At 70.3% G+C, this 19,344-nt stretch carries 15 protein-coding genes; 11 read left to right on the top strand and 4 right to left on the bottom strand.

The features are described 5' to 3' along the window. The first annotated feature begins 185 nt into the window (after positions 1 to 185). The 5 genes from D7X96_RS13635 to D7X96_RS13615 all read left to right on the top strand — a co-directional run bounded on the left by D7X96_RS13635 (position 186) and on the right by D7X96_RS13615 (position 6,075). A complete protein-coding gene (locus D7X96_RS13635; protein ID WP_120553029.1) occupies positions 186 to 1,508 on the top strand; it encodes a type III secretion system effector protein in 1,323 nt (440 codons plus the stop codon). A gap of 186 nt (positions 1,509 to 1,694) precedes the next feature. Next, the gene (locus D7X96_RS13630; protein WP_121769903.1) at positions 1,695 to 3,035 is read left to right on the top strand and encodes a hypothetical protein; all 1,341 of its coding nucleotides are present in this window, start codon (positions 1,695 to 1,697) and stop codon (positions 3,033 to 3,035) included. After that, positions 3,025 to 4,629, top strand: coding sequence for a restriction endonuclease fold toxin 5 domain-containing protein (locus D7X96_RS13625; protein WP_121769902.1), 1,605 nt, complete (start codon positions 3,025 to 3,027; stop codon positions 4,627 to 4,629). The genes D7X96_RS13630 and D7X96_RS13625 overlap by 11 nt, the downstream gene beginning before the upstream one ends. A 12-nt stretch (positions 4,630 to 4,641) precedes the next feature. Continuing rightward, entirely contained in the window at positions 4,642 to 5,400 is a 759-nt protein-coding gene (locus tag D7X96_RS13620) for an immunity 52 family protein (RefSeq protein WP_121722265.1), read from the top strand. 111 nt (positions 5,401 to 5,511) lie between these two features. Beyond that, positions 5,512 to 6,075, top strand: a complete 564-nt coding sequence (locus tag D7X96_RS13615; RefSeq protein ID WP_147468298.1) for a hypothetical protein — start codon at positions 5,512 to 5,514, stop codon at positions 6,073 to 6,075. A 127-nt stretch (positions 6,076 to 6,202) separates the two neighbouring features. Here the strand turns inward: D7X96_RS13615 and gor are convergent, their stop codons facing one another. Next, the gene (gor, locus tag D7X96_RS13610) at positions 6,203 to 7,633 is read right to left on the bottom strand and encodes a glutathione-disulfide reductase (RefSeq protein ID WP_121769901.1); all 1,431 of its coding nucleotides are present in this window, start codon (positions 7,631 to 7,633) and stop codon (positions 6,203 to 6,205) included. Between the two features lie 191 nt (positions 7,634 to 7,824). Between gor and D7X96_RS13605 the strand changes: the two genes are divergently transcribed. Continuing rightward, a complete protein-coding gene (locus D7X96_RS13605) occupies positions 7,825 to 11,373 on the top strand; it encodes a serine/threonine-protein kinase (RefSeq protein ID WP_121769900.1) in 3,549 nt (1,182 codons plus the stop codon). 7 nt (positions 11,374 to 11,380) lie between these two features. After that, positions 11,381 to 12,244, top strand: a complete 864-nt coding sequence (locus D7X96_RS13600; protein ID WP_199746854.1) for a methyltransferase domain-containing protein — start codon at positions 11,381 to 11,383, stop codon at positions 12,242 to 12,244. Here the strand turns inward: D7X96_RS13600 and D7X96_RS13595 are convergent. After that, complete coding sequence (locus tag D7X96_RS13595; RefSeq protein ID WP_244219573.1) at positions 12,234 to 13,094, bottom strand: SDR family NAD(P)-dependent oxidoreductase; 861 nt, start codon at positions 13,092 to 13,094, stop codon at positions 12,234 to 12,236. The two genes, D7X96_RS13600 and D7X96_RS13595, sit on opposite strands and share 11 nt — an antisense overlap. A gap of 67 nt (positions 13,095 to 13,161) precedes the next feature. After that, the gene (locus tag D7X96_RS13590; RefSeq protein ID WP_208647310.1) at positions 13,162 to 13,932 is read right to left on the bottom strand and encodes a 3-keto-5-aminohexanoate cleavage protein; all 771 of its coding nucleotides are present in this window, start codon (positions 13,930 to 13,932) and stop codon (positions 13,162 to 13,164) included. 132 nt (positions 13,933 to 14,064) lie between these two features. On the opposite strand from D7X96_RS13590, the gene D7X96_RS13585 reads away from it, so the two are divergent. Then, the gene (locus D7X96_RS13585) at positions 14,065 to 14,607 is read left to right on the top strand and encodes a DUF2378 family protein (RefSeq protein WP_120548537.1); all 543 of its coding nucleotides are present in this window, start codon (positions 14,065 to 14,067) and stop codon (positions 14,605 to 14,607) included. Positions 14,608 to 14,610: 3 nt separating this feature from the next. On the opposite strand, the gene D7X96_RS13580 is transcribed toward D7X96_RS13585, so the two are convergent. Continuing rightward, on the bottom strand, positions 14,611 to 16,878 hold the full coding sequence (locus D7X96_RS13580; protein WP_121769899.1) for a hypothetical protein: 2,268 nt from the start codon (positions 16,876 to 16,878) through the stop codon (positions 14,611 to 14,613). 210 nt (positions 16,879 to 17,088) lie between these two features. On the opposite strand from D7X96_RS13580, the gene D7X96_RS13575 reads away from it, so the two are divergent. Genes D7X96_RS13575 through D7X96_RS13565 form a run of 3 tightly spaced genes read left to right on the top strand, consistent with a single transcriptional unit; the run spans position 17,089 to position 19,343 of the window. Continuing rightward, positions 17,089 to 17,631, top strand: a complete 543-nt coding sequence (locus D7X96_RS13575; protein ID WP_120548573.1) for a DUF2378 family protein — start codon at positions 17,089 to 17,091, stop codon at positions 17,629 to 17,631. Between the two features lie 51 nt (positions 17,632 to 17,682). Further along, the gene (locus D7X96_RS13570) at positions 17,683 to 18,831 is read left to right on the top strand and encodes a helix-turn-helix domain-containing protein (RefSeq protein ID WP_121769898.1); all 1,149 of its coding nucleotides are present in this window, start codon (positions 17,683 to 17,685) and stop codon (positions 18,829 to 18,831) included. Continuing rightward, positions 18,828 to 19,343 (top strand): hypothetical protein, encoded by a 516-nt coding sequence (locus D7X96_RS13565; RefSeq protein ID WP_121769897.1) that lies wholly within the window; start codon positions 18,828 to 18,830, stop codon positions 19,341 to 19,343. Before D7X96_RS13570 ends, D7X96_RS13565 begins: the two co-directional genes overlap by 4 nt. The last annotated feature ends 1 nt before the right edge of the window (position 19,344 follow it).

Here is a 19,344-nt window from a genome sequence, read left to right as displayed (position 1 = left end):
CCGCCCTTGTTCACGTCCGTTGCCCGCGCCTCCTGGTCTTCAGGGGTAGGCACCCCCAGAAGCCATGTCACCCGCTGGGACAAGGCGAGTGTTGTCCGTCCACGGAGTGGGTGTGCGCACAGGGCGGCGAAGTGGGTGAAAGGTGCGTGCTAGCGTTTCGCTCCGTCGAGACATCGGGAGCGGACATGGCGTTGAGCACGTCAGAGGACTTCAAGCTGGACCTGGGCGTGGAGCCCTTGCGGCTGCTGCCCATCGTGTCCCGGCTGGAGGACTTCGTCCGGCCGTTCTGCGCCGCGCTCGATGCGTTCCATGCGGACTGGAGCGGCTGGGGCGGCAAGGCGACGTATTACTTCACGGGCAAGCAGGCGTGGGTGGACGCGCGTCTGGCGGCGCTCGATGCGGCGGAGCACCTGCTGTACCGGTTGTTCGACCTGGAGCGCGAGCGGCTCTCGCGTTCGAAGGCCTCGCGGCTGCTGTTGATGCGGCTGCTGGTGGAGATCCAGGAGAAGCACATCGAGCTGGTGGACTACGTCCACACGAAGAACCTGCTGCTGTTCACACCGGACCGCGCGACGCTGGGGACGGCGGCCCGCCAGCAGTTGGACGCGGACTGGGATGCGCTTCGCAACGGCACGGGCGCGGTGGCGCTGCCCACGGACGCGCAGTTCGCGCGAGGCAACCGCGAGGTGCGCGCCATCCACGCCCGGCTGTTGTCACGCCCGCATGGGCGGTCGCTGATGCGGTGGATCCTCGCTTCGACTCCGCAGGATCCGGTGTGGCCGGTGACGCTGGTGTTGACCCAGGCGTTCACTCCGTCCGCGCAGTTCCGCCAGCGGGTGGCGGCCAACCGTCAGCGCCTGACGGAGATGTCCGGCCAGCTGCGCCCCCTGGAGGAGGAGTACGAAGCCGTGGGCCAGCGGCTGTCCCAGATGGAGGTGGAGGCCCGGCGCGGAAACGAGCCGTGGGGCGAGCTGCGCGAACGGCTGAAGGTTGCATCGAGGGCCTATGCCGAGCTGTCCGCGACGCAGGGCGAGCTGGGCGGCCGCATCGACCACATCCGCGACGAGCTGCCCAAGTACGAGGAGGACGGCCACGGCGAGGACTACATGTTGACGGAGCCCGCGCCCGGCATCGCGGGCAAGACGAGTGGGCGCGGCTCCCGGCTGAGCCTGCGCTCCGGGTTGAGAGACAGCACGCAGCGCAACTACTCCGGCGAGCAGTACCCCATCCCAGCGCCGGCCTTCATCGTGTACGGACACGAGCTCATCCACATCCTCCAGCACCGGTATCCGACGCGGATGGTGCTGGATCCGCTGACCTATCCGCACGGGCACACGAAGCACGGCTACAGCAACACCACGGAGCACGAGACCATCCGCTCGCTGCGCAAGCGCCGCACGGGTGCGCACCTGCCCTTCTTCGAGAACCAGCTCCGAGAGGAGCACCAGCTCCCGAAGCGCAAGCACCACAACGGCACCACGGCCTTCGACCTGGGCGAGCTGGACTGAGCACGGCCTACCGTGTTCCTTGCGCGTGTCCTTTGCTTCCCTCTGCGAAGCATTCCTGGGAGGCACGCATGCGAATGACATTGTGAATGCTGGGCGTGATGCAGCGCGGGGCCTGCGGGGGCCGGGCTGAGCGTCAGACGCGTGTCCTTTGCTCTCCTTGGGAGGTGTCACTCCCAGGGGGCGTGGATGCGAATGACGCGAAGTGGGGCTGTCTGGCTGTGGCTGCTGTTGCCGGTGGCCGCATGGGCCGAGGACGTCCCGGAGGCGCCGCCCGTGGAGGTGGAACGGCGCCCACTGGACGAGGCCTGGCGCAACCTGCTGCGCGTGGAGGCGACGACGTTGTCCTTCCTGCCGCGCGCGGGGATGGGCACGAACGAGGGCTTCCTCCAGGTGGAGCCGACCCTCATTCTCGACGGAGGCGCGGAGTTCGGCCTCAACCTGGGCACGCCCGTGCGGTTGCGCCTCTGGAGTGGTGGAGGGGATGCGGGCTTCGTGCGGAGGGAGGACTGGGACAGCCTCTCTGATTGGGGCCAGCTCGTGCGCGGCCTCAAGCTGGGCTCGGACGCGGCGTCCGTCGGCGTGTGGCTGGGCGCCCTGGAGGACTACAGCCTGCTGTCGGCGCATCTGGTGCGCCGCTACTCCAACCGGACGAACCCGGACTACCACCCGGCGGGAGGCTTCCTCACGGGCACCGTGGGGCCGCTCTACACGGAGGCCTTCGCCTCGGACGTGTTGGGCGCGCGGTTGGTGGGTGCGGAGGTCGCGCTGGACGTGGGGCGCGTTCTCTTTGGCGCTGCGCGGTCGCCGGGGCGTTACTCACTCGCTGTTTCCGCCGTGCACGACTGGGGACGGGCCGGAGGCCGCGCGCCGTCCGTGACGCTGGCGCACCTGGACGCAACGGCGGTGGTGTTGAGGCGTCCGGGCCTGGAAGCGCACCTGCTGGCGGGCTGGGGAGGACGGCCGGGCGTTGGAGGTGCCTGGGGCGCGGTGCTGGGCATGGGGGCGGATGCGGTGGCCTCCGCGTGGGATGTGTCGGTGCGCCTGGAGGCACGCAGGCAGCACGGCGGCTTCCGGCAGGGCTTCTTCGGCCCGGACTACGAACTGGCGCGCTTCCAGTCCGTGGGCACGGAGGGTGTGCCGCTGGCGTCCGCTCCCCTTCCGGACGGGTACTCGCTCCAGGCCGAGGCTCGTGTGGGCTGGGATGCCGAGGGCTATCGAGGCCTGCAACGGCACCTGATGCTGTCGCTGAGCGCGGAGGCTTTCTCCTGGGGCCGCTTGGACGCGGACGGGCGCGTGGCGGTGCAGTTCCTGGAGCGCAGCCTGGAAGTGGCGGTGAAGGGGCTGGGCGTGGGCTTGGGCCAACCTGGGGCGCGCTACCTGGGAGCGGCGGAAGCACGCTGGCGAGTCATGGCGGGGAAGCTCTACGCGGTGGCCACGGGCGGCACGCTGCTGTTCCCAGAAGGTGATGGGACGCTGCGGCCGGGCGCTTTCGCGTCGGTGGGCCTGGGGGTGGACAATGCGCGCTGACGTCCTGCTCACGTGCGTGGCCCTCCTCTTCACCGGCTGCGCATCCGTGCCCCACGCGCCCGGAAGGACGCTGAGCTACACGGCCACGGACTCCCCTGGGACGTGGGAGTCAAACGACGGGGCGCCGCGTGCATCCGCTCCGGCGCCGAGTAGCACGCACCGAGAGGAAGCGCCGCCGCTGTACCGCCGCAAGGCCGTGCGCGAAGTGATGACGGGGGCAAGCCCCGTTCGCACGGTGGCCATGGCGGACGTCACCAGTCCTGACGATTCGCAGCCGGACGTCTGGGAGCGGTTGCTGACGAACGCGGGCCTGGAAGCGCGGGACGAGCGCCCTCTGGGAGGGGGACTGACGCCCGCACAAGCCGCGCGTCTTCTGGACGTGCTGGTGGGCAAGCCCGTCACGTTGAGCGCCTTCCCGCCTCGCATGGCCGCAGGCTTCATCCTGCGCGAAGTGATGGAGGGAGGCGAAGTCACGCGACAGGAGCTGTTGCGGCGGGTCGAGCGCTTCTCCCGGGAGCAGATCGCGGTGTTGCGTCCGGACGGCTATTTGGCGTGGGCCCTCACCGGGCGCACGCAGCAGAAGGTGGCGACGGTCGAATGGCAGGATGGCGCCTTCCGTGCGCACGGCTTCGAGCTGGGCCGCTTCTACAGCGGCAAGGGCGGTGTCTTCCGCGCGATGGACGCGAAGCTCCAGGCCTCGGATTGGCGGCCCATGGCCGAGGTCTACGACGACGCGGACGTCATCAGCCGCACCCTGGATGGAGCGGAAGATGCGTTCGTGGAGCTGTACCACGCGCTGGGCCAGTTGCTCACGCGCCCCGTGGACAGCCTCGCGGGACTGAGCCACCTGCCAGCAGGCGTGGCGGCGCTCATCGCGGCTTCACCCATGTACTGGGATCGCTTCCAGTCCATGACCCGTGGCGAGCAGATCCGCGAGGTGTCGCGGCTGACGACAGGCCTGCTCATCACCGGGGGCGCAGCGTCGGCCACGACACGGACGCTGAAAGGGATATCGCTGGGAGCGGAGGTTTCGGTGCCGGTGCTCTCGCTGTCGTCGGAGGGCGCGCTGGCGCTGGAGCACGTCGCGGTGCCAGCAGGGCGCGCGGCGGTGGCACTCAGCGGCGGCCCTGGGGCGGCCATCATCCTCCAGCGGGCAAACGCGGCCTCGAAGGGCGGAGCGCCTTCTCAGGGGCCTGGACAGTGGGGACCGGCGAAGGAGTCCATGAAGCCGCCCGCTCGGCGCTATCAGGAGCAGATCACGGGACACTCCGCCGATGATGCCTACTGGGTCGGCGGCACGAGCACGAAGGCGGGTGGCGTGAAGTTCGACGGCTTCAAGGACGGCGTGCTGCTGGAGGCCAAGGGACCCGGCTACGCGAAGTTCTTTGATGGCCTTGAGCCCAAGGAGTGGTTCCGGAACTCCGGAGCGCGGATGCTCGTTGAGCAAGCAGAGCGCCAGAGCAGAAAAGTTCGTGGCACGGGTATTCCTGTCCGGTGGCATGTCGCAGAGATGGCGGCTGCCGATGCCTTCCGCGAACTCTTCAAGAACGCACGTGTTGTAGGGGTCGAAATCGTCCACACCCCAGCTTTCTGAGTGGATAACCTCATGCTCGTGAAGCTCGACTCAGAGACCTATCCCGATACCTACTTTGCAGGTGCCTACTGGGGGCCGCGCAAAGAGTCTCCCGAGGAGTGCGCCCGTCGCACAGCGGGCTTCCTCAATCTCTTGGCGGAGTGCGATCCGTTCCTGGCCCACTGGTACAAGCCCGCCAAGTCGCGCAGGGACGCGCGCAAGCATCCCCTCATGCCGCCCGACATGCCTACGCTCGCTGAGATGTTCCGGCGAGGCGTCAACCGGGAGAGAGGGGGGCCTGTCTTTGAGGACTTGGGCTTTAGCTTCTGGTTCGACAACGGCGGAACCCGTCGTGATTGTGCAGCCCTGCGCATCCACTGCGGCGGATATGCGGAAGCGTTTTCTAACTCCTGTTTCTTGTCGCTCCCCAGCGAGGGAGCGAACGCGGAGCGTATTTTCACGGCGTCCGTGCTGGCCGAGGTGGTGCGCAGCATGGCGCTGGCCTGGGAACCTGAATGGGTCTCGGCCCTGTCCCGCACGCATCGGGACCTAGACGACAAGGACGGCAAGGCCGACGTGTGGCTTGGCTGGGTGACATACCTCGCTCGTCATCGGGGCAGTGTGCCGCCACTCCCCGCCCCGGTGCGAATCGAGCCGGTCGAGGACAAGGGCACCCTGATCATCCTCACCCCCGAGCGCTTCACAGTGGCCAACCCGGAGCATGTGGCGCTGGCGCGGCGGGTGCGCGAGTTGCTGGTCAGGGCTGGTCTCATGCCGCCCATCTCGGTCTGAGATTCCAGTCTGCTGTTAAGTCGGTGAGCAAAGGTTCCTGACAAAAGACGGCGGCTTGATCCACGAAGCCGCTGACGCTCCACAAAACCAGCCCAACTTTAGAAACCCGATATGGCACGCCTGAATTCGTACGAAGAAATCGTCAAAGCCTACCAATGGGGACCGCGCCTGAAGGCGATGGAGGAACTCGAATACTTCGCGAAGCTTCCGTCGCTTGAAGAGGCCATTGAGGCAGTGGCAGACGCGCGAAAGGAGAACGGCGCGCTCTTCAACCACCAGCGCCACCTGGAGCAATCCACGGTGGATGAGGTCCGTCGGGTGCTAATCGCGAACCAAGAAGCGATTCGTCAAGTCCCGAGCTTCGATGAGTTGTTCGCGATCCTCGAGCGCCTGCTGACTCCGATTCGCGGTGCCAAGGAAATGTACATCTACGACGCCGCGCTGCGGTTGGGATCCTACCTGAAGAAGATGCCGGAACGCGTGTACCTGCACATGGGCACCAGGGTTGGCGCTGAGGCGCTCGGCATCGCAGTCGCGGAACGTGCGTGGATCGCGGTCGAGGAACTTCCCTCAGCCTTCAGTCCCCTGAAGGCGTACGAGATCGAGGACGCGCTGTGCCGGTACAAAGACGATCTCAAGAGAGTACATGGGCGTCTCAAGCAGCGGCTTCGCTGAGTCGCTTACTCGACGCCGCTAATCCGGTCACTCGAAGCTCTCGACACCAACGGGGCTCGCTCTCCTCATTGCGAGGTCAGGCGTGTTGGAACCCGTCATCGCTCGCTGATTCGCCCGTGGCCTTGCGCTACTTCCGCGTGTCCCCCGGAGGCGTGGCCACCACCTCGCGCCCCAGCTCCAGAATCGTGGCGCTCTCCGATGGATCCGGGCGCTTGTCGCGCAGGGTGACGAACTCCTCCGCGGCCGTGGGGTGGATGCCCACCGTGGCGTCGAGCTGCTTCTTCGTCACGCCGCACTTCAGCGCCACCGCGAGCCCCTGGATGATCTCCGGCGCGTCCGCGCCCACCATGTGGAAGCCCAGCACCCGCTCCGTGCCCCGCTCCACCACCACCTTCATCATCGACCGCTCGTCACGGCCCGTCAGCGTGTGCTTCATGGGCCGGAAGCTGGAGACGTAGACGTCCACCTTGCCGTATCGCTCCATCGCCTCCCGCTCCGTGAGCCCCACTGTGCCCACCGGCGGCTGGCTGAAGACCGCGGACGGGACGTTCTCGTGGTCCATCGTCACCGGGTTGTTCCGGTACAGCGTCTCCACCATCGCCCTTCCTTCCGCGATGGCCACTGGCGTGAGGTTCAGCCGGTCCGTCACGTCCCCCACCGCGTAGATGCTCTCCACCGACGAGCGTGACTGCGCGTCCACCATCACCGCGCCCCGCTCGTTCAACTTCACGCCCGCCTCCTCCAGCCCCAGCCCCTGCGTGTTGGGCACGCGGCCGGTGGAGTACAGCACCGCGTCCACCTCCAGCGTCTCCCCCATGCGCGTCAGCAGGCTGAGCGTGCCGTCCTCGCGCTTCTCGATGTCCTGCACGAACGTCTCCGGGCGGATGTCCACGCCCTTCTTGCGCATCTCCTGCGTCAGCGCCGCGCGGATGTCGTTGTCGAACCCGCGCAGGACGGTGTCGCCGCGGATCAACATCGTCACCTTCGCACCCAGCGCCGTGAAGATGCCCGCGAACTCCACGCCGATGTAGCCGCCCCCCACCACCGCCACCCGGCGCGGCAGCGCGGGCAATTCCAGCGCCTGCTCGGACGTGAGCGCGTGCTCGATGCCTGTCACCTCCGGCAGGTAGGGCCGCCCACCCGTGGCCACCAGGATGCGCTCCGCCGTGTAGCGCTTGCCCGCGACCTCCACCGTGTGCGCGTCCACCACCCGGCCCCGGCCCTCCACCAGCGTCACGCCCGCGTCGCGCAGCAGCCGCCCGTAGATGCCCGTCAGCCGGTCCAGCTCCTTCGCCTTCACCGCCTGGAGCTTCTTCCAGTCCAGCGCCGGGCCACCCGCCGTCCAGCCGTAGCCGGCCGCGTCCTCGAAGTCGTAGCGGTAGTGCGCCGCGTACACGAGCAGCTTCTTGGGCACGCACCCGCGCAGCACGCAGGTGCCGCCCACGCGCCCCTCCTCGCAGATGGCCACCTTCGCCCCGGAGGACCCCGCGCGCCGGCTGGCCGCCACGCCGCCCGAGCCCGCGCCCAATGTGAACAAGTCGAAGTCGTAGCCCGCCATCCGGTGTCCTCCCTGCGTCAAAAGTGATGTTCCGGCGCTCCAGAGGGAAGGAACCCTGCCGGGCCCCGCCCGCCGGGCTGCCCCCCGGGGTCCGAAGCGCCTCCTGCTTCGCCTGCCGTCCGGCACATTCAAATCCCCTCCCGCACGAGAAGGGGGGATATCCTTGCGCGCGCGCAGGGCGGCTCCCCCTCATGTCTCACCCCCCTTCCTGTCAGACCTCCCGCCGGGCGGACGCCCCGGACATCGACACGTCTCCGGGCATGGACCCGGAAGTGGTGGGTCGGCGCTACCGCATCCTCGACCTGCTGGGGCGCGGCGGCGCGGGCACCGTGTGGCGCGCGCAGGACGGGCTCTCCGGCCCCGTGGCCCTCAAGCGGCTGCACAGGACGGTGGCGGACCTGGCGCGGCGGCCCGGCCGGGGCACCCCTTCCGCCTTCGCCACGCAGGGCATGGCGCTGTCGCTGGCCCACGAGTTCCAGACGCTGGTGTCCCTGCGACACCCCCATGTCATCCGCGTGCTGGACTACGGCTTCGACGCGGAGGGCCGGCCCTACCTGGCCATGGACCTGCTGGAGGACGCGCGCACGCTGGTGGAGGCCGGCACCGACGCGCCCCTGGCGACGCAGGTGGGGCTGCTCATCCAGACGCTCCAGGCGCTCGCGTACCTGCACCGGCGCGGCATCATCCACCGCGACCTGAAGCCCGCGAACGTGCTGGTGGTGCGCGGCCAGGTGAAGGTGCTGGACTTCGGCCTGGCCGTGGGACGCGACCAGCAGGGGCCTCGCGCGCAGCCCGCGGGCACCCCGGGCTACCTGGCCCCGGAGCTCTTTGAAGACCAGCCCCCCTCCGAGCTGACCGACCTCTTCGGCTTCGGCGCCATGGCGTGCCAGATGTTCTTCGGCCGGCTACCTCATGCCGGCCAGGTGTTCGCGACGCCGGGCTTCCCGCCCGCGCTCAAGGCCCTGCTGGAGCAGCTGGTGGCGCCCGAGCCCCACCGCCGGCCGCGCGACGCGGAGGCCGTCATCACCGCGCTGAGCGACGCCGTGGGCCAGCCCCGGCCCGCCGAGTCCGCCGCCACGCGCGAGAGCTTCCTCCAGTCCGCGCGCTTCGTGGGCCGCGTGAAGGAGCGCGAGCACCTGAAGGACGTGCTCGACGCGGCGCTCGCGGGGCAGGGCGGCGCGTGGCTCATTGGCGGGGAGAGCGGCGTGGGCAAGTCGCGCCTCCTGGAGGAGGTGCGCTCGCTGGCGCTGGTGCGCGGCGCGGTGGTGCTGCGCGGCCAGGCGGTGGACACCGGCGGCGTGCCGTACCAGGAGTGGCGCGCGGTGCTGCGCTGGCTGCCCATGCTCACGGAGCTGTCCGACCGCGAGGCGCGCGTGCTCCGGTCGCTGGTGCCGGACCTGGAGGCGCTCCTGGGCCGCGAGGTGCCCGCCGCGCCGGAGCTGGACGCGGACATGGCGCAGCTGCGCCTGCACCAGACGGTGGAGGACCTCTTCGCCCGCCTGCCGCAGCCCACCGTGGTCATCCTGGAGGACCTGCACCAGACGCACGCGGAATCCCTCCAGCTCCTCGCGCGGCTGGCGGCGAGGGCGCCGGGGCTGCCGCTGCTGCTGCTCGCGAGCTTCCGCGACGACGAGTCCCCGCAGCTGCCGGAGCGCCTGCCCGGCACGCGCATGCTGCGGCTGCAGCGGCTGAACGCGGAGGAGATCGCCCAGCTGGGCGAGTCCATGCTGGGCGCCGTGGGCCGCCAGCCCGGCGTGGTGGAGCTGCTGCGCCGCGAGTCGGAGGGCAACCCGTTCCTGCTGGTGGAGGTGGTGCGCGCGCTGGCGGAGGACGCGGGCGGCCTGGACCGGCTGGGCGCCATCACGCTGCCCCAGCGCGTGTGGGCGGGCGGCATGCGCGCGCTGGTGCAGCGCCGGCTGGAGAAGGTGCCCCGGGAGGCGCGGGAGCTGCTGGACGTGGCGGCGCTCCTGGGCCGGGAGCTGGACCTGGCGGTGCTGGAGCGCGCCGCGCCCGGCGTGGACGTGGAGGCGTGGCTCACCGACTGCGCGGCGGCGGCGGTGCTGGACGTGGCGGACGGCCGCTGGCGCTTCGCGCACGACAAGCTGCGCGAGCGGCTCTTGGAGGACCTGTCCCCGGCGCTCCGGCCCGCGCTCCACCAGCGCGCGGCCCTGGCGCTGGAGGCCGCCCATCCCCTGGGCTACGCCTCGGCGCTGTCGTACCACTGGGGGCAGGCCGGGGACGTGGCCCGCGAGGCGCACCACGCGCGCATCGCCGGCGAGGAGGCCCTGGCGGTGGGCGCGTGCCGCGAAGCGGTGCCGCTGCTCACGCGGGCGCTGACGGTGATGCCCGGGGCCACGCCGCTGGAGCGGGGCCGCGTGGAGGCGCTGCTGGCGGAGGCGCACTTCCAGCTGGGAGACCTGGAGGACTTCCGCGTGCTCGCGGAGGCCGCGCTCGCGCACTTCGGCTGGCGCGTGCCCACGTCGCGCGTGGCGTGGGTGCTGGGCACGCTGGGGCAGGTGCTGTCGCGGCTGGCGCAGAGCGCCCGGCCGGACGCGTACGTGGATGACTCCACGCGGCGCCGCGAGTCGCGCCGGGTGGCGGGCCGGCTGCTCATGCGGCTGACCGACGCGTTCATCTACGCGCAGGAGGCGCTGCCCGTGCTCTGGAGCGGCCTGCGCATGCTCAACCTGTGCGAGCCCGTGGGGCCCACGCCGGAGCTGGCGCGCGGCTACACGGTGATGGCGGTGGTGGCGGGCACGGTGCCGGTGCACCGCGTGGCGGACGCGTGGGTGAAGCGCGCGCAGGAGGTGGCGGAGCGCGTGGGCCGCCCGGCGGACCTGGCCTACGTGCTCAACCGCAATGCCGTCTGCGCGGTGTACCAGGCGCGCTGGCAGGACGTGGAGACGTGGCTCGCCCGGGCGACGGCCATCGTGGACTCGGTGGGAGACCTGCGGCTGGCGGAGGAGTGCCGCGCGCTGCTCACCGTGTCCGCCATGTACCGGGGCCAGTTCGCGCGGGGCCTGCCGCTGATGGACTGGCTGGAGGCGTCCGCGGTGCGGCGGGGCTCGGCGCAGACGCGGCACTGGGCCCAGCACTACCGCGCCCACATGCTGCTGCGGCTGGGGGAACACGCGCGGGCCCGCATGGCGCTGGAGCCGGCGCTCGCGTGGACGGAGGCACATGGCGGCGCCACCGACCGCATCATCACGGACGGCACGCTGGCGCTGCTGTGCCTGCGCGAGGGCGACACGGCGGGCGCGCGCGCGGCGGCGGAGAAGGCGCTGGTGCGGCTGTCCGCGGGCAAGCCCGTGGCGCACTTCGTCTACTTCGGCGCGACGGCGGTGGCGGAGGTGCTGCTCACGCTGTGGGCGCGCGAGACGCCCGGGCCCGGGTTGCAGGCGCTCACGCACAGCGCGCGGGCCGCGCTCAAGGCCGTGGAGGACTTCGCGCGGGTGTTCCCCTTCGGCGAGCCCGCCGCGTGGCTGTGGCGGGGCTGGGAGGCGTGGCTCACGGGCAAGCACGCCAAGGCCTTCCGCGCGTGGAAGCGCTGCATCGTGGAGGCCGACAAGCGAGGCATGCCCTACGAGGCCGCGAGGGCCCGGCTGGAGTGGGCGCGGCACCTGCCCTCGGGCGACGCGGAGCGCGCGGAGCTGCTACGGCGGGCCGTGGAGGACTTCACCCGGCTGGGGGCGCGCGAGGACCTGGCGCGGGCCCTGGCCGAACAGGGGACGGCAGGGTGACGAAGCGATGATGTGGCTGCGGGACGTGGCGTTGCTGGCATGCCCGGATTGCCGGGGCCAGCTGGTGTGGCACGGGCAGAGCGAGGACGCGCGGCTGGACGAGGGCCGTCTGCTCTGTGGTGGCTGCGGCGAGACGTGGGAGGTGGCGGACGGCCTGGCGCGGCTGTACCGCGAGGACCGCGTGCGGGGCACGGACCGCCTCATGCGCCACCTCTATGACGGGCTGCCCGCGCTGCACGACCCGCTGACGACGGTGCTGACGCCGCTGTTCCAGTCCGTCTCGGAATCGCGGATGCGCGACGGGTACATGCGCAGGCTGGAGCTGGGCGCGCTGAAGCCTCGCGATGACGGGCAGCCCGTGCGCGTGCTGGAGGTGGGCGTGGGCGCGGGCGCGAACCTGCCGCGCATCCGGGGCGCGCTGCCGCCGGGCCTGCCCGTGGAGGTGTGGGGCCTGGACCTGAGCACCGGCATGCTGGCGCAGTGCGAGAAGCGCCTGCGCAAGGGCCGGGGCGTGAAGGACACGCGGCTGATGGTGGCGGACGCGCACTCGCTCCCGTTCCGGGACGCCACGTTCGACCGCGTCTTCCACGTCGGCGCGATGGGCAGCTACCGCCAGCCCGCGGTGGCGCTGCGGGAGATGGCGCGCGTGGCGCTTCCCGGCACGCCGCTGGTGGTGGTGGACGAGCAGCTGGACGCGGCCTTCCGCCCGTCGCTGTTCCAGCGCGCCGCCTTCCGGGCCCTCACGTTCTACACACGTGAGGCGAAGAGTCCTCGCGAGCTGCTGCCGCAGGGCGCCGAGGACGTCATCGAGGAACAGGTGTCACCGTTCTACTACTGCCTCACGTTCCGCGTTCCGGCCGTCACGGGTTGAGCACCAGGTCCATCAGCTTGAGCGTCATGCCGCCCGTGAAGTCGATGGTGGCGCCGTTGAACCACGCGGCGTCATCTCCCACGAGCACGGTGACGAAGCGGGCCACGTCGTCCAGCGTGCCCATGCGCCCCGCGGGGTTCATGGCCGCGTGGCGTGCTTCCAGCTGGGCCAGCGCCTCTGGCGAATAGACGTGGCGCAGCGCGGGCGTCAGCACCGTGCCGAACTTGAGCAGGTTGACGCGGTGGCCCTTCGGGCCCAGCTCGATGGCCAGGTGGCGCACGTACATCTCCAGCGCGGCCTTGGCGGAGCTGATGAGGCCGGTGTTGCCCAGGTGCGTCTGATCCAACGGGTTCTGCAGGCCCAGCAGGCGCGCATCCGGAGCCAGCAGGTCGCGCCGCACCAGGGCCTGCGTCCAGTACACGAACGAGTGCGCCATGCAGTCGAACGTGCGCTGGATGCGGCGCGGGTGCAGCCGGTCCGGCCCTTCGGAGAGGAAGCGCCCCACGGACGCGCCCGCGATGGCGTGCACGAACAGCTTCACGCTGCGAGGGCCCGTGCGCTGGAGCAATTCGTCCGCGCCAGCCTCCGCGGCCTCGGGCGTGGAGGCATCCGCCTGCCGCAGGTGGATGTCCCGGCCCACGTCGCGCACACGGGCTTCCAGCTCACGCGCGGTGTCCAGGTAGCGGCCCCGGTGCACGCCGAAGACGTTCAGGCCCGGCTTGCGCGCGACGGCCTCCGCGATGGCCGCGCCCGTGCCGGAGGAAGCACCCAGGATGAGCGCCCACGCAGGGGACGGCGGATCCTCCTCCCGGGCTGGAGGGGATCCGCCTGCTGAGGGAGGCTCGTGCATGGTGCTTCCATCATAGGAAGCCGGGCGCGGCGGGGCTTGGGAGATGATCCATGCGGGCCGTGAAGACTCACCGTTCGCGCATGACCCGGATGGCCGCGGACACCAGCGCGGCGTTGTCTTGCGCGCGCTGCCCGTCCGGAAGCACCAGCGTGTCCTCCAGTCCAATGCGCGTGTCGAAGCCGTGGCGCCGGGCCCAGCCGAGCACGGCCCACGCGCCTCCTTCCGAGCCGTGCACGAGCAGCGGCCTTTCGAGGCCCGTGGCGCGCAGCAGCTCCACCAGCGTCCGCGCCTCCTGACACGCGGCCTCGGGTTGGGAGGACTGCGTCTCCACGAGGATGCGCAGGCACTTCGAGGCCTGGGGCCACGCGGTCAGCCGTGACACGTCCTCCGGAAACCACACGCCCGCCTCCACGCCGATGCCCGCGTCGAGCAGCGCGTCCGCGATGGACTCCCAGCCGGGCTCGGACAGGTTGACGGAGGCGAAGTCGGGACGGGTGCTGGCGGACAGCGCCTTCCAGCTGGCGACGCGCGCGTGGCGGGCCTTCACGTCCGGGACCATCCACGCGCCCGTGCTGACGCCCACCGGCACGCCCGGACACGCACGGCGGAGGTCCGCCACCGTCGCGCCGAGGTCCGCCGCGTCCAGGGACTCGAAGCCGTGCGCCGCGCGGGGGTGCACGTGGAACGCACCCGCGCCCACGGCGTGACAGGCGGCGGCGTCCTTCGCCAACGCTTCCGGGGTGACAGGCACGCGGGGATGATCCACGGCCGCGCGGGCTCCGTTGAGACAGGCCTTGAGCAACATGCGCCCCATGAAGCCATGGATGGCGCTGTCCACGGGCCTGCTGAAGTTGCTCCGTCCGCTGGTGGAAATCCCGCTGCACGAAGGGAGGGGTGGGTTGTTCCGGGGTTCGTGACGGTCTACCGATGAAGGACGCATCCCCGCGCCAGGGAGGAGGCACTTCCCGTCATGCGTCGCCTGGAAAAGGTCGTGTTCAGCCACACGGTCGAAGGCTTGGTGGTGGTCCTGGAAGGGCACCTGGATGGAGCGCTCCGGGCGCGGCTGAAGCGCGTGGGGCTGGACCTGGACCAGAAGCTGGCGCCCGCCTATCCCCGGGAACAGTGGCACCAGATGCTGCTCCTCGCCGCGGAGGCGCTCTTTCCCCACCGCCCGCCCGCGCAGGCGCACTGGTTCCTGGGGGAGCGGTTCGTCTCGGCCTACTTCGCCACCCACATGGGCCGCGCGCTACAGAGCGTGCTGCGGTTCCTGGGGCCCGCGCGCACGCTGGAGCGCACCACGCGCAACATGGCCTCCGGCAACAACTACCTGCAGGTGGACGTGCAGCGCCTGGCCGCCACCGACTACCGGCTGACGGTGACCGACGGCGGCGTCCACCCGGAGTTCATCGGCGCGCTCTGCCACTTCGGCACCCTGACCACCGGCGTGAAGGGGCTCTCCACCGAGGTGGAGACCCACGCGCCCCCCGCCGCGACGTACCGGATCCGCTGGTAGCTCTCAGCCGTGGGAGATGACGAACTCCTGGTCTCCCACGCGCACCTGGAGCAGGCGCTGGATGCCCGACCCCAGCTTCCACCGGAGGGCGAGCTGATCCATCCACGAGACGAACGCGGTGACGCGGAAGTCGTCGCAGGCCAGGTCATCCAGCGCCGTGAACACCTGCTGCACGGCGGAGGTCGCGTCGTTCTCCGCGATGACGGCTTCCGACTGGATGGCCTTGTTCAGCGCGATGAGCTTGTCGAGCAGGTCCTTCCAGAACACGTACACCTTGCCGTACGGCCGGCTCCCGATGTCGCCCCCGTAGCGCGAGCACTGCACCAGCACGTCCGCGAACGTGCCCGTGCCGCCGGTCTGCTCCCAGTGTGACGCGACGAAGCCGTCCGCTCCCGCCTGGGTCTTCAGGTGGTACGCCACGCTCGCCTTCGCCCGGTCCAGCGTCCAGTCCTTCGCCCCGTCCTTGAGGTACGCGTCCCAGAGCGGCGTGTAGAGCTCCTCGCGGCGCTGGAGGCTCGTGCGCACGGGCTGGTTGACCCGGGGCATGGCGCGCGCCAGGGCCCGCGCGAAGGCGTTGCGTTCGAAGACGGGCTCGGAGCCCAGCTTCGCCAGCAGCCGCCGGAAGCTGGGGTTGTCCACGCGCAGGTCCAGCCGTGTTTCGGTCTTGGTGCCGGCGGGCGCCGCGCGGAAGAGGCGGTCCACCAGCGCTGGCGCGTCCTCGGGCCGGACCGCGCCCCAGAGGGTGGCCGCGTCCACCGCGCGCTGGATGAGCTCCTTGGACAGGCCGTCCTCCACCTGGCTCTGGCCGAAGAAGGCGTATTCGAACTCGTCCGCGCTGGGCGTGAGGCTGAAGCGCGGCATCTGGGCGCTGAAGTCGAGCCCCCAGCGGGACGTCTTCCCGTACAGCACGCCGGAGCTCGTGTAGCTGCGCGCGCCCAGGAACGCGTAGCGGCGCGGCCCCTGCCGGTGGTCCCGGGACGCGTGCTGGACCACGGCCTTGAGCTTGCGGCGGTCCTCCTGCGAGGCGAAGTTGAAGTCACGCCAGCCCAGGCCCAGGCCCCAGACGCGCTGGGACTCCACGGACTTCATGTGGAAGTAGCGCCGCAGCCAGGCGTCGTTCACCCGGCGCTGGATGGACGCCAGGTCGCCGGAGACGAGCGCGCCGTGCGCACCCGCCAGCTCCGCCACGGGCACCTCCAGCTCCAGCAGGGTCGCGTCCTCGGTGGTGCGCGCGTACTCGTACTCGAAGCCGGCCTTGAGCGAGCCGCTCACCACGCTCTCCACGAAGTCCTTCAGCTCTTCATACGCGGCCGTCACCGCCGCGACCGTGGGCTCCACCGCCTTGAGGAACCCCAGCTGCTTCAGCAGCGCGGCGGCGACGCCGAGGAGCGCGGGCTGGAGCGAGCCCTGCTCCAGGCCATCGACGATCTTCAAGGCGTCCTGCACCTTGGCGTCCACGGCGCTCAGGATGGAGGCGAGCAGCGGCGACGTGTATTCCAGCGACACGCCCGCGGAGACGTGGACCGCCGCGGCGTCCGACGTGGCCTTGCGCACCGACACGCGGAAGGGGCCGCCGTCCTTCGGGCGGGAGAAGACGATGCGGAACGTGTCCTGGAGGGACACGGTGCCGCCGATGGACGCGCCCGCTTCCGCCTTCAGCTCGAACACCAGCTGCCCGGCGATGCGCTTCGCGAGCGCCGTCACCAGGGACGTGCTGATGGCGGACCAGGACACCTTCACGCCGGCCTTCAGGGCCACGCACGACTGGAACGACAGGGCGTCACCGGGCTGGAGCGCCTGCACGTCCGCGAGCACGAAGGGCAGCCGCAGGGACTTCACGTCCGAGCCCATCGCGGCCTCCAGCGTCTGGGTGGCGGCGTGGTGCCGGTAGTCCGCCACCTGCACCTGGAGCGAGCCTGATCCGCTCAGTCCGACGAAGGGGAAGTCGCCCTGGCCGTTGGCCTCCGCGCTCAGCTCCGCCGCGTACTTCAGCCAGCACGCGACGCCGTCCGGGGAGAAGAGGGGCTCCACCGTGGAGCCATCCAGCTCCTTGGGGGGCATGCCGATGATGCCGTACGCGTCCTTGTCGTCCCGGTCGTTGAAGAGCTCGACGGGGACCTTGAACGCGCCGGTCAGGGACACCTGGCCGCCCTGGATGGGGATGGCCTTGTTGCCGTTCAGCTCCGCGTGGCCCAGCGCCTGTTCATGCGCGGCGTTGCCCAGCGCGAGCTTGAGCGTGTTCACCGCGGGAATGTGGATGCTCCAGCTCATATGCCCCCCAAGGCCGTGTCCCATGGACCGGTGAGCAATCATTGACGTGGAGCCCGCCTGGACGCTTCTGACGGCGGGGAGGTGCGACTGTCCTCACCGTGAAATCGTCATCACCCCGGGGATGTAGGGGTTGTCCACAGGTGCATGTTCGAACTAACCAGGGGGCACCCAAGCCACGTCATCCCCCGAGACGTGGCGGAGGAGCCCCTCGTGTCGAACCCGTCGGAGATCGTCTTCGGCCATACGGTCGAAGGACTGCTGTTGGCCTTGAAGGGCCGGCTGGAAGGTCCGCTGCGCGCGAAGCTGAAGGAAGCCGGGCTGGACCTGGACCGGAAGCTGGAGCCCGCGTACCCGAACGCGACCTGGCAGAAGCTGCTGCAGATTGGCGCGACGGAGCTGTTCCCGGACGTGTCCATGAACGAGGCGCAGTGGCTGCTGGGCGAGCGCTTCGTCGCGGGCTACTTCGAGACGAACATGGGCCGCGCGCTCCAGACGGTGTTGAAGCTGCTGGGCCCCGCGCGCGCCCTGGAGCGCACGTCGCGCAACCTGGCCTCCGGCAGCAACTTCCTGCACGTGGACGTGGAGCGCCTGGCGGACACGGACTACCGCATCAAGGTGAACGAGGGCGGCACGTATCCGGAGTTCATCGGCTCCATCTGCCACCACGGCACGCTGACCACCGGCGTGAAGGGCCTGACCACCGTCGTCGAGTCCCGCCAGGGCCGCGCCGCCATCTACCGCGTGCGCTGGTAGTCGTCCCCCGGTGGCCTTGCCACCCGGGAGGCCCTGCTTGATGCTGGAGGCATGACGCAAGGGCCACCCACGGATGACGCCTCGGATGCCCTGAGGGAACTGGGACGCCGGCTCTCCAGGCGGAGGAAGGAAGCCGGGTTGGAGGTGGAGGCCCTGGCCGCGCGTGCGCGGGTTTCCGCGCACCTCATCCGGACCTTCGAACAGGGCGAGCAGGCGCTGGGGCTCAGCGCGCTGACCCGGTTGGCCTCGGCACTGGGACTCTCGCCCACGGCCTTCTTCCATACGTCCGCGCCCGTTGAGAAGGCCCTCATGGAGCCCACGGCGCTGTTGAAGGGAAGCACGGCCAGCGCTTCGCTCTCCGACGTGGATCGGGCCTTCCTCGTGGACGGGCTCCGGCAGGCACGGGCCTTCAGTCTGCTGGGGGCGCTCCGGCAGGTCCCCCGGTTGGCGGAGCAGTTCCAGCCCGAGCCGCCTCCCTCGAAGAATGCCCACCAGGCGGGATATGCGTGCGCCCGGAGGGTCCGTGCCCTGCTGCCGGAGCGGCAAGGGCCGCTGCGCAATCTGGGCCGGCTGATGGAGAGTCACTTCGACATCCTCGTCCTCCGCCATGCCTTCACGAACCCCGCCGTGAATGGGGTCAGCTGCCGCTCTGGCGACGCCCGCCTCATCGTCATCCATGAGGCGCTGACGCATGAGCCGGTGCGCCGCTTCGTGCTGGCTCATGAGCTGGCGCATCAGCTCCTCGACCTGTCGGAGAGCGACGTCCAGACGGACGAGGGGCGCTTGGACTCGTCACGCTTCTGGATGGAGAACCCTCCCGCCGAGAAGCGGGCCAATGCCTTCGCCGCCATGCTGCTGGCGCCCGAAGAGGCCGTGGCCCAGAGCCTGGGGGCCGCGAAACCGGAAGGCTATGGCCTGAAGGCGGCCCGCGAGTTGGTCATCCGGGCCCGCACCCACTTCGGCCTCAGCTTCTCCGCCATGGCCTGGCATCTCTACAACCTCCGGTACATCCGGGAGCGGGAGACCGTGGAGGCCCTTGTGATGTCACCGGACGAAACAGTCCTGGACAGCTTCGAGGAGGATACGCGCTTCACCGGCATCGAACGCCGTGCCCTGGATGCACATGCCCACGAGTTGATTTCGTCGAGCCGGGCTCGCGAGCTGCTCGGACGTCCTGTCGAGGATCTCCTCGCCACATGAGCCAATACGTTGTCGACACCGACGTGCTGGCGAACATCCAGCGCGCGGGTCATGCCGCTACGCTGATGGCGCTGGGAGCCCTGCCCGTCGTCATCACCGACACGGTCTGGGATGAGTTGACCGTGGGCGCCTCCCAGGCTGGCGCCCCGGAACGGCTGGTCCAGGAAGCGGAAGCGATGCTGAAGGCCATCGCGGGGGCGCCCATCGTGCTGGTGCCGCAGAGCCCGGAGGCCGAGACCCTGGTCCAGCTCCAACTCCCGCCGGTGACAGAAGGGATGGGGGAGCACTCGGTGATTGCCTACGCTTGTCACCATCCCGACGCGACGGCGATCCTGCATGATCGCCGCGCCCTCCACCGGGGCATCGAGGAGCTTCGCGGGCGAGTCCTCTCCCTGCACGGGTTCCTGGACGTGCTGCGCCGGGAGCACGGGCTTGCATTGAAGGCCGCCCACCAGATCTCTGAGTGGTACTGCGCCCGCTTCAAGCCGCAGCGACGCCCGCTCTGGTGGTGAT

It is taken from the genome of Corallococcus interemptor (assembly GCF_003668875.1).
Lineage (GTDB): Bacteria > Myxococcota > Myxococcia > Myxococcales > Myxococcaceae > Corallococcus > Corallococcus interemptor.
The sequence above is the reverse complement of the archived record's forward strand: the minus strand, read 5'-3'. Positions and strand labels throughout refer to the sequence as shown.

What these genes read in the sequence shown, in the direction of transcription:
- D7X96_RS13630 (WP_121769903.1), top strand. Translation starts at nt 1,695, where the DNA reads ATGCGAATGACGCGAAGTGGGGCTGTCTGGCTGTGGCTGCTGTTGCCG.
- D7X96_RS13605 (WP_121769900.1), top strand. Translation starts at nt 7,825, where the DNA reads ATGTCTCACCCCCCTTCCTGTCAGACCTCCCGCCGGGCGGACGCCCCG.
- D7X96_RS13570 (WP_121769898.1), top strand. Translation starts at nt 17,683, where the DNA reads ATGACGCAAGGGCCACCCACGGATGACGCCTCGGATGCCCTGAGGGAA.
- D7X96_RS13620 (WP_121722265.1), top strand. Translation starts at nt 4,642, where the DNA reads ATGCTCGTGAAGCTCGACTCAGAGACCTATCCCGATACCTACTTTGCA.
- D7X96_RS13580 (WP_121769899.1), bottom strand. Translation starts at nt 16,878, where the DNA reads ATGAGCTGGAGCATCCACATTCCCGCGGTGAACACGCTCAAGCTCGCG.
- D7X96_RS13625 (WP_121769902.1), top strand. Translation starts at nt 3,025, where the DNA reads ATGCGCGCTGACGTCCTGCTCACGTGCGTGGCCCTCCTCTTCACCGGC.
- D7X96_RS13600 (WP_199746854.1), top strand. Translation starts at nt 11,381, where the DNA reads ATGATGTGGCTGCGGGACGTGGCGTTGCTGGCATGCCCGGATTGCCGG.
- D7X96_RS13585 (WP_120548537.1), top strand. Translation starts at nt 14,065, where the DNA reads ATGCGTCGCCTGGAAAAGGTCGTGTTCAGCCACACGGTCGAAGGCTTG.
- gor (WP_121769901.1), bottom strand. Translation starts at nt 7,633, where the DNA reads ATGGCGGGCTACGACTTCGACTTGTTCACATTGGGCGCGGGCTCGGGC.
- D7X96_RS13635 (WP_120553029.1), top strand. Translation starts at nt 186, where the DNA reads ATGGCGTTGAGCACGTCAGAGGACTTCAAGCTGGACCTGGGCGTGGAG.
- D7X96_RS13595 (WP_244219573.1), bottom strand. Translation starts at nt 13,094, where the DNA reads ATGCACGAGCCTCCCTCAGCAGGCGGATCCCCTCCAGCCCGGGAGGAG.
- D7X96_RS13565 (WP_121769897.1), top strand. Translation starts at nt 18,828, where the DNA reads ATGAGCCAATACGTTGTCGACACCGACGTGCTGGCGAACATCCAGCGC.
- D7X96_RS13615 (WP_147468298.1), top strand. Translation starts at nt 5,512, where the DNA reads ATGGCACGCCTGAATTCGTACGAAGAAATCGTCAAAGCCTACCAATGG.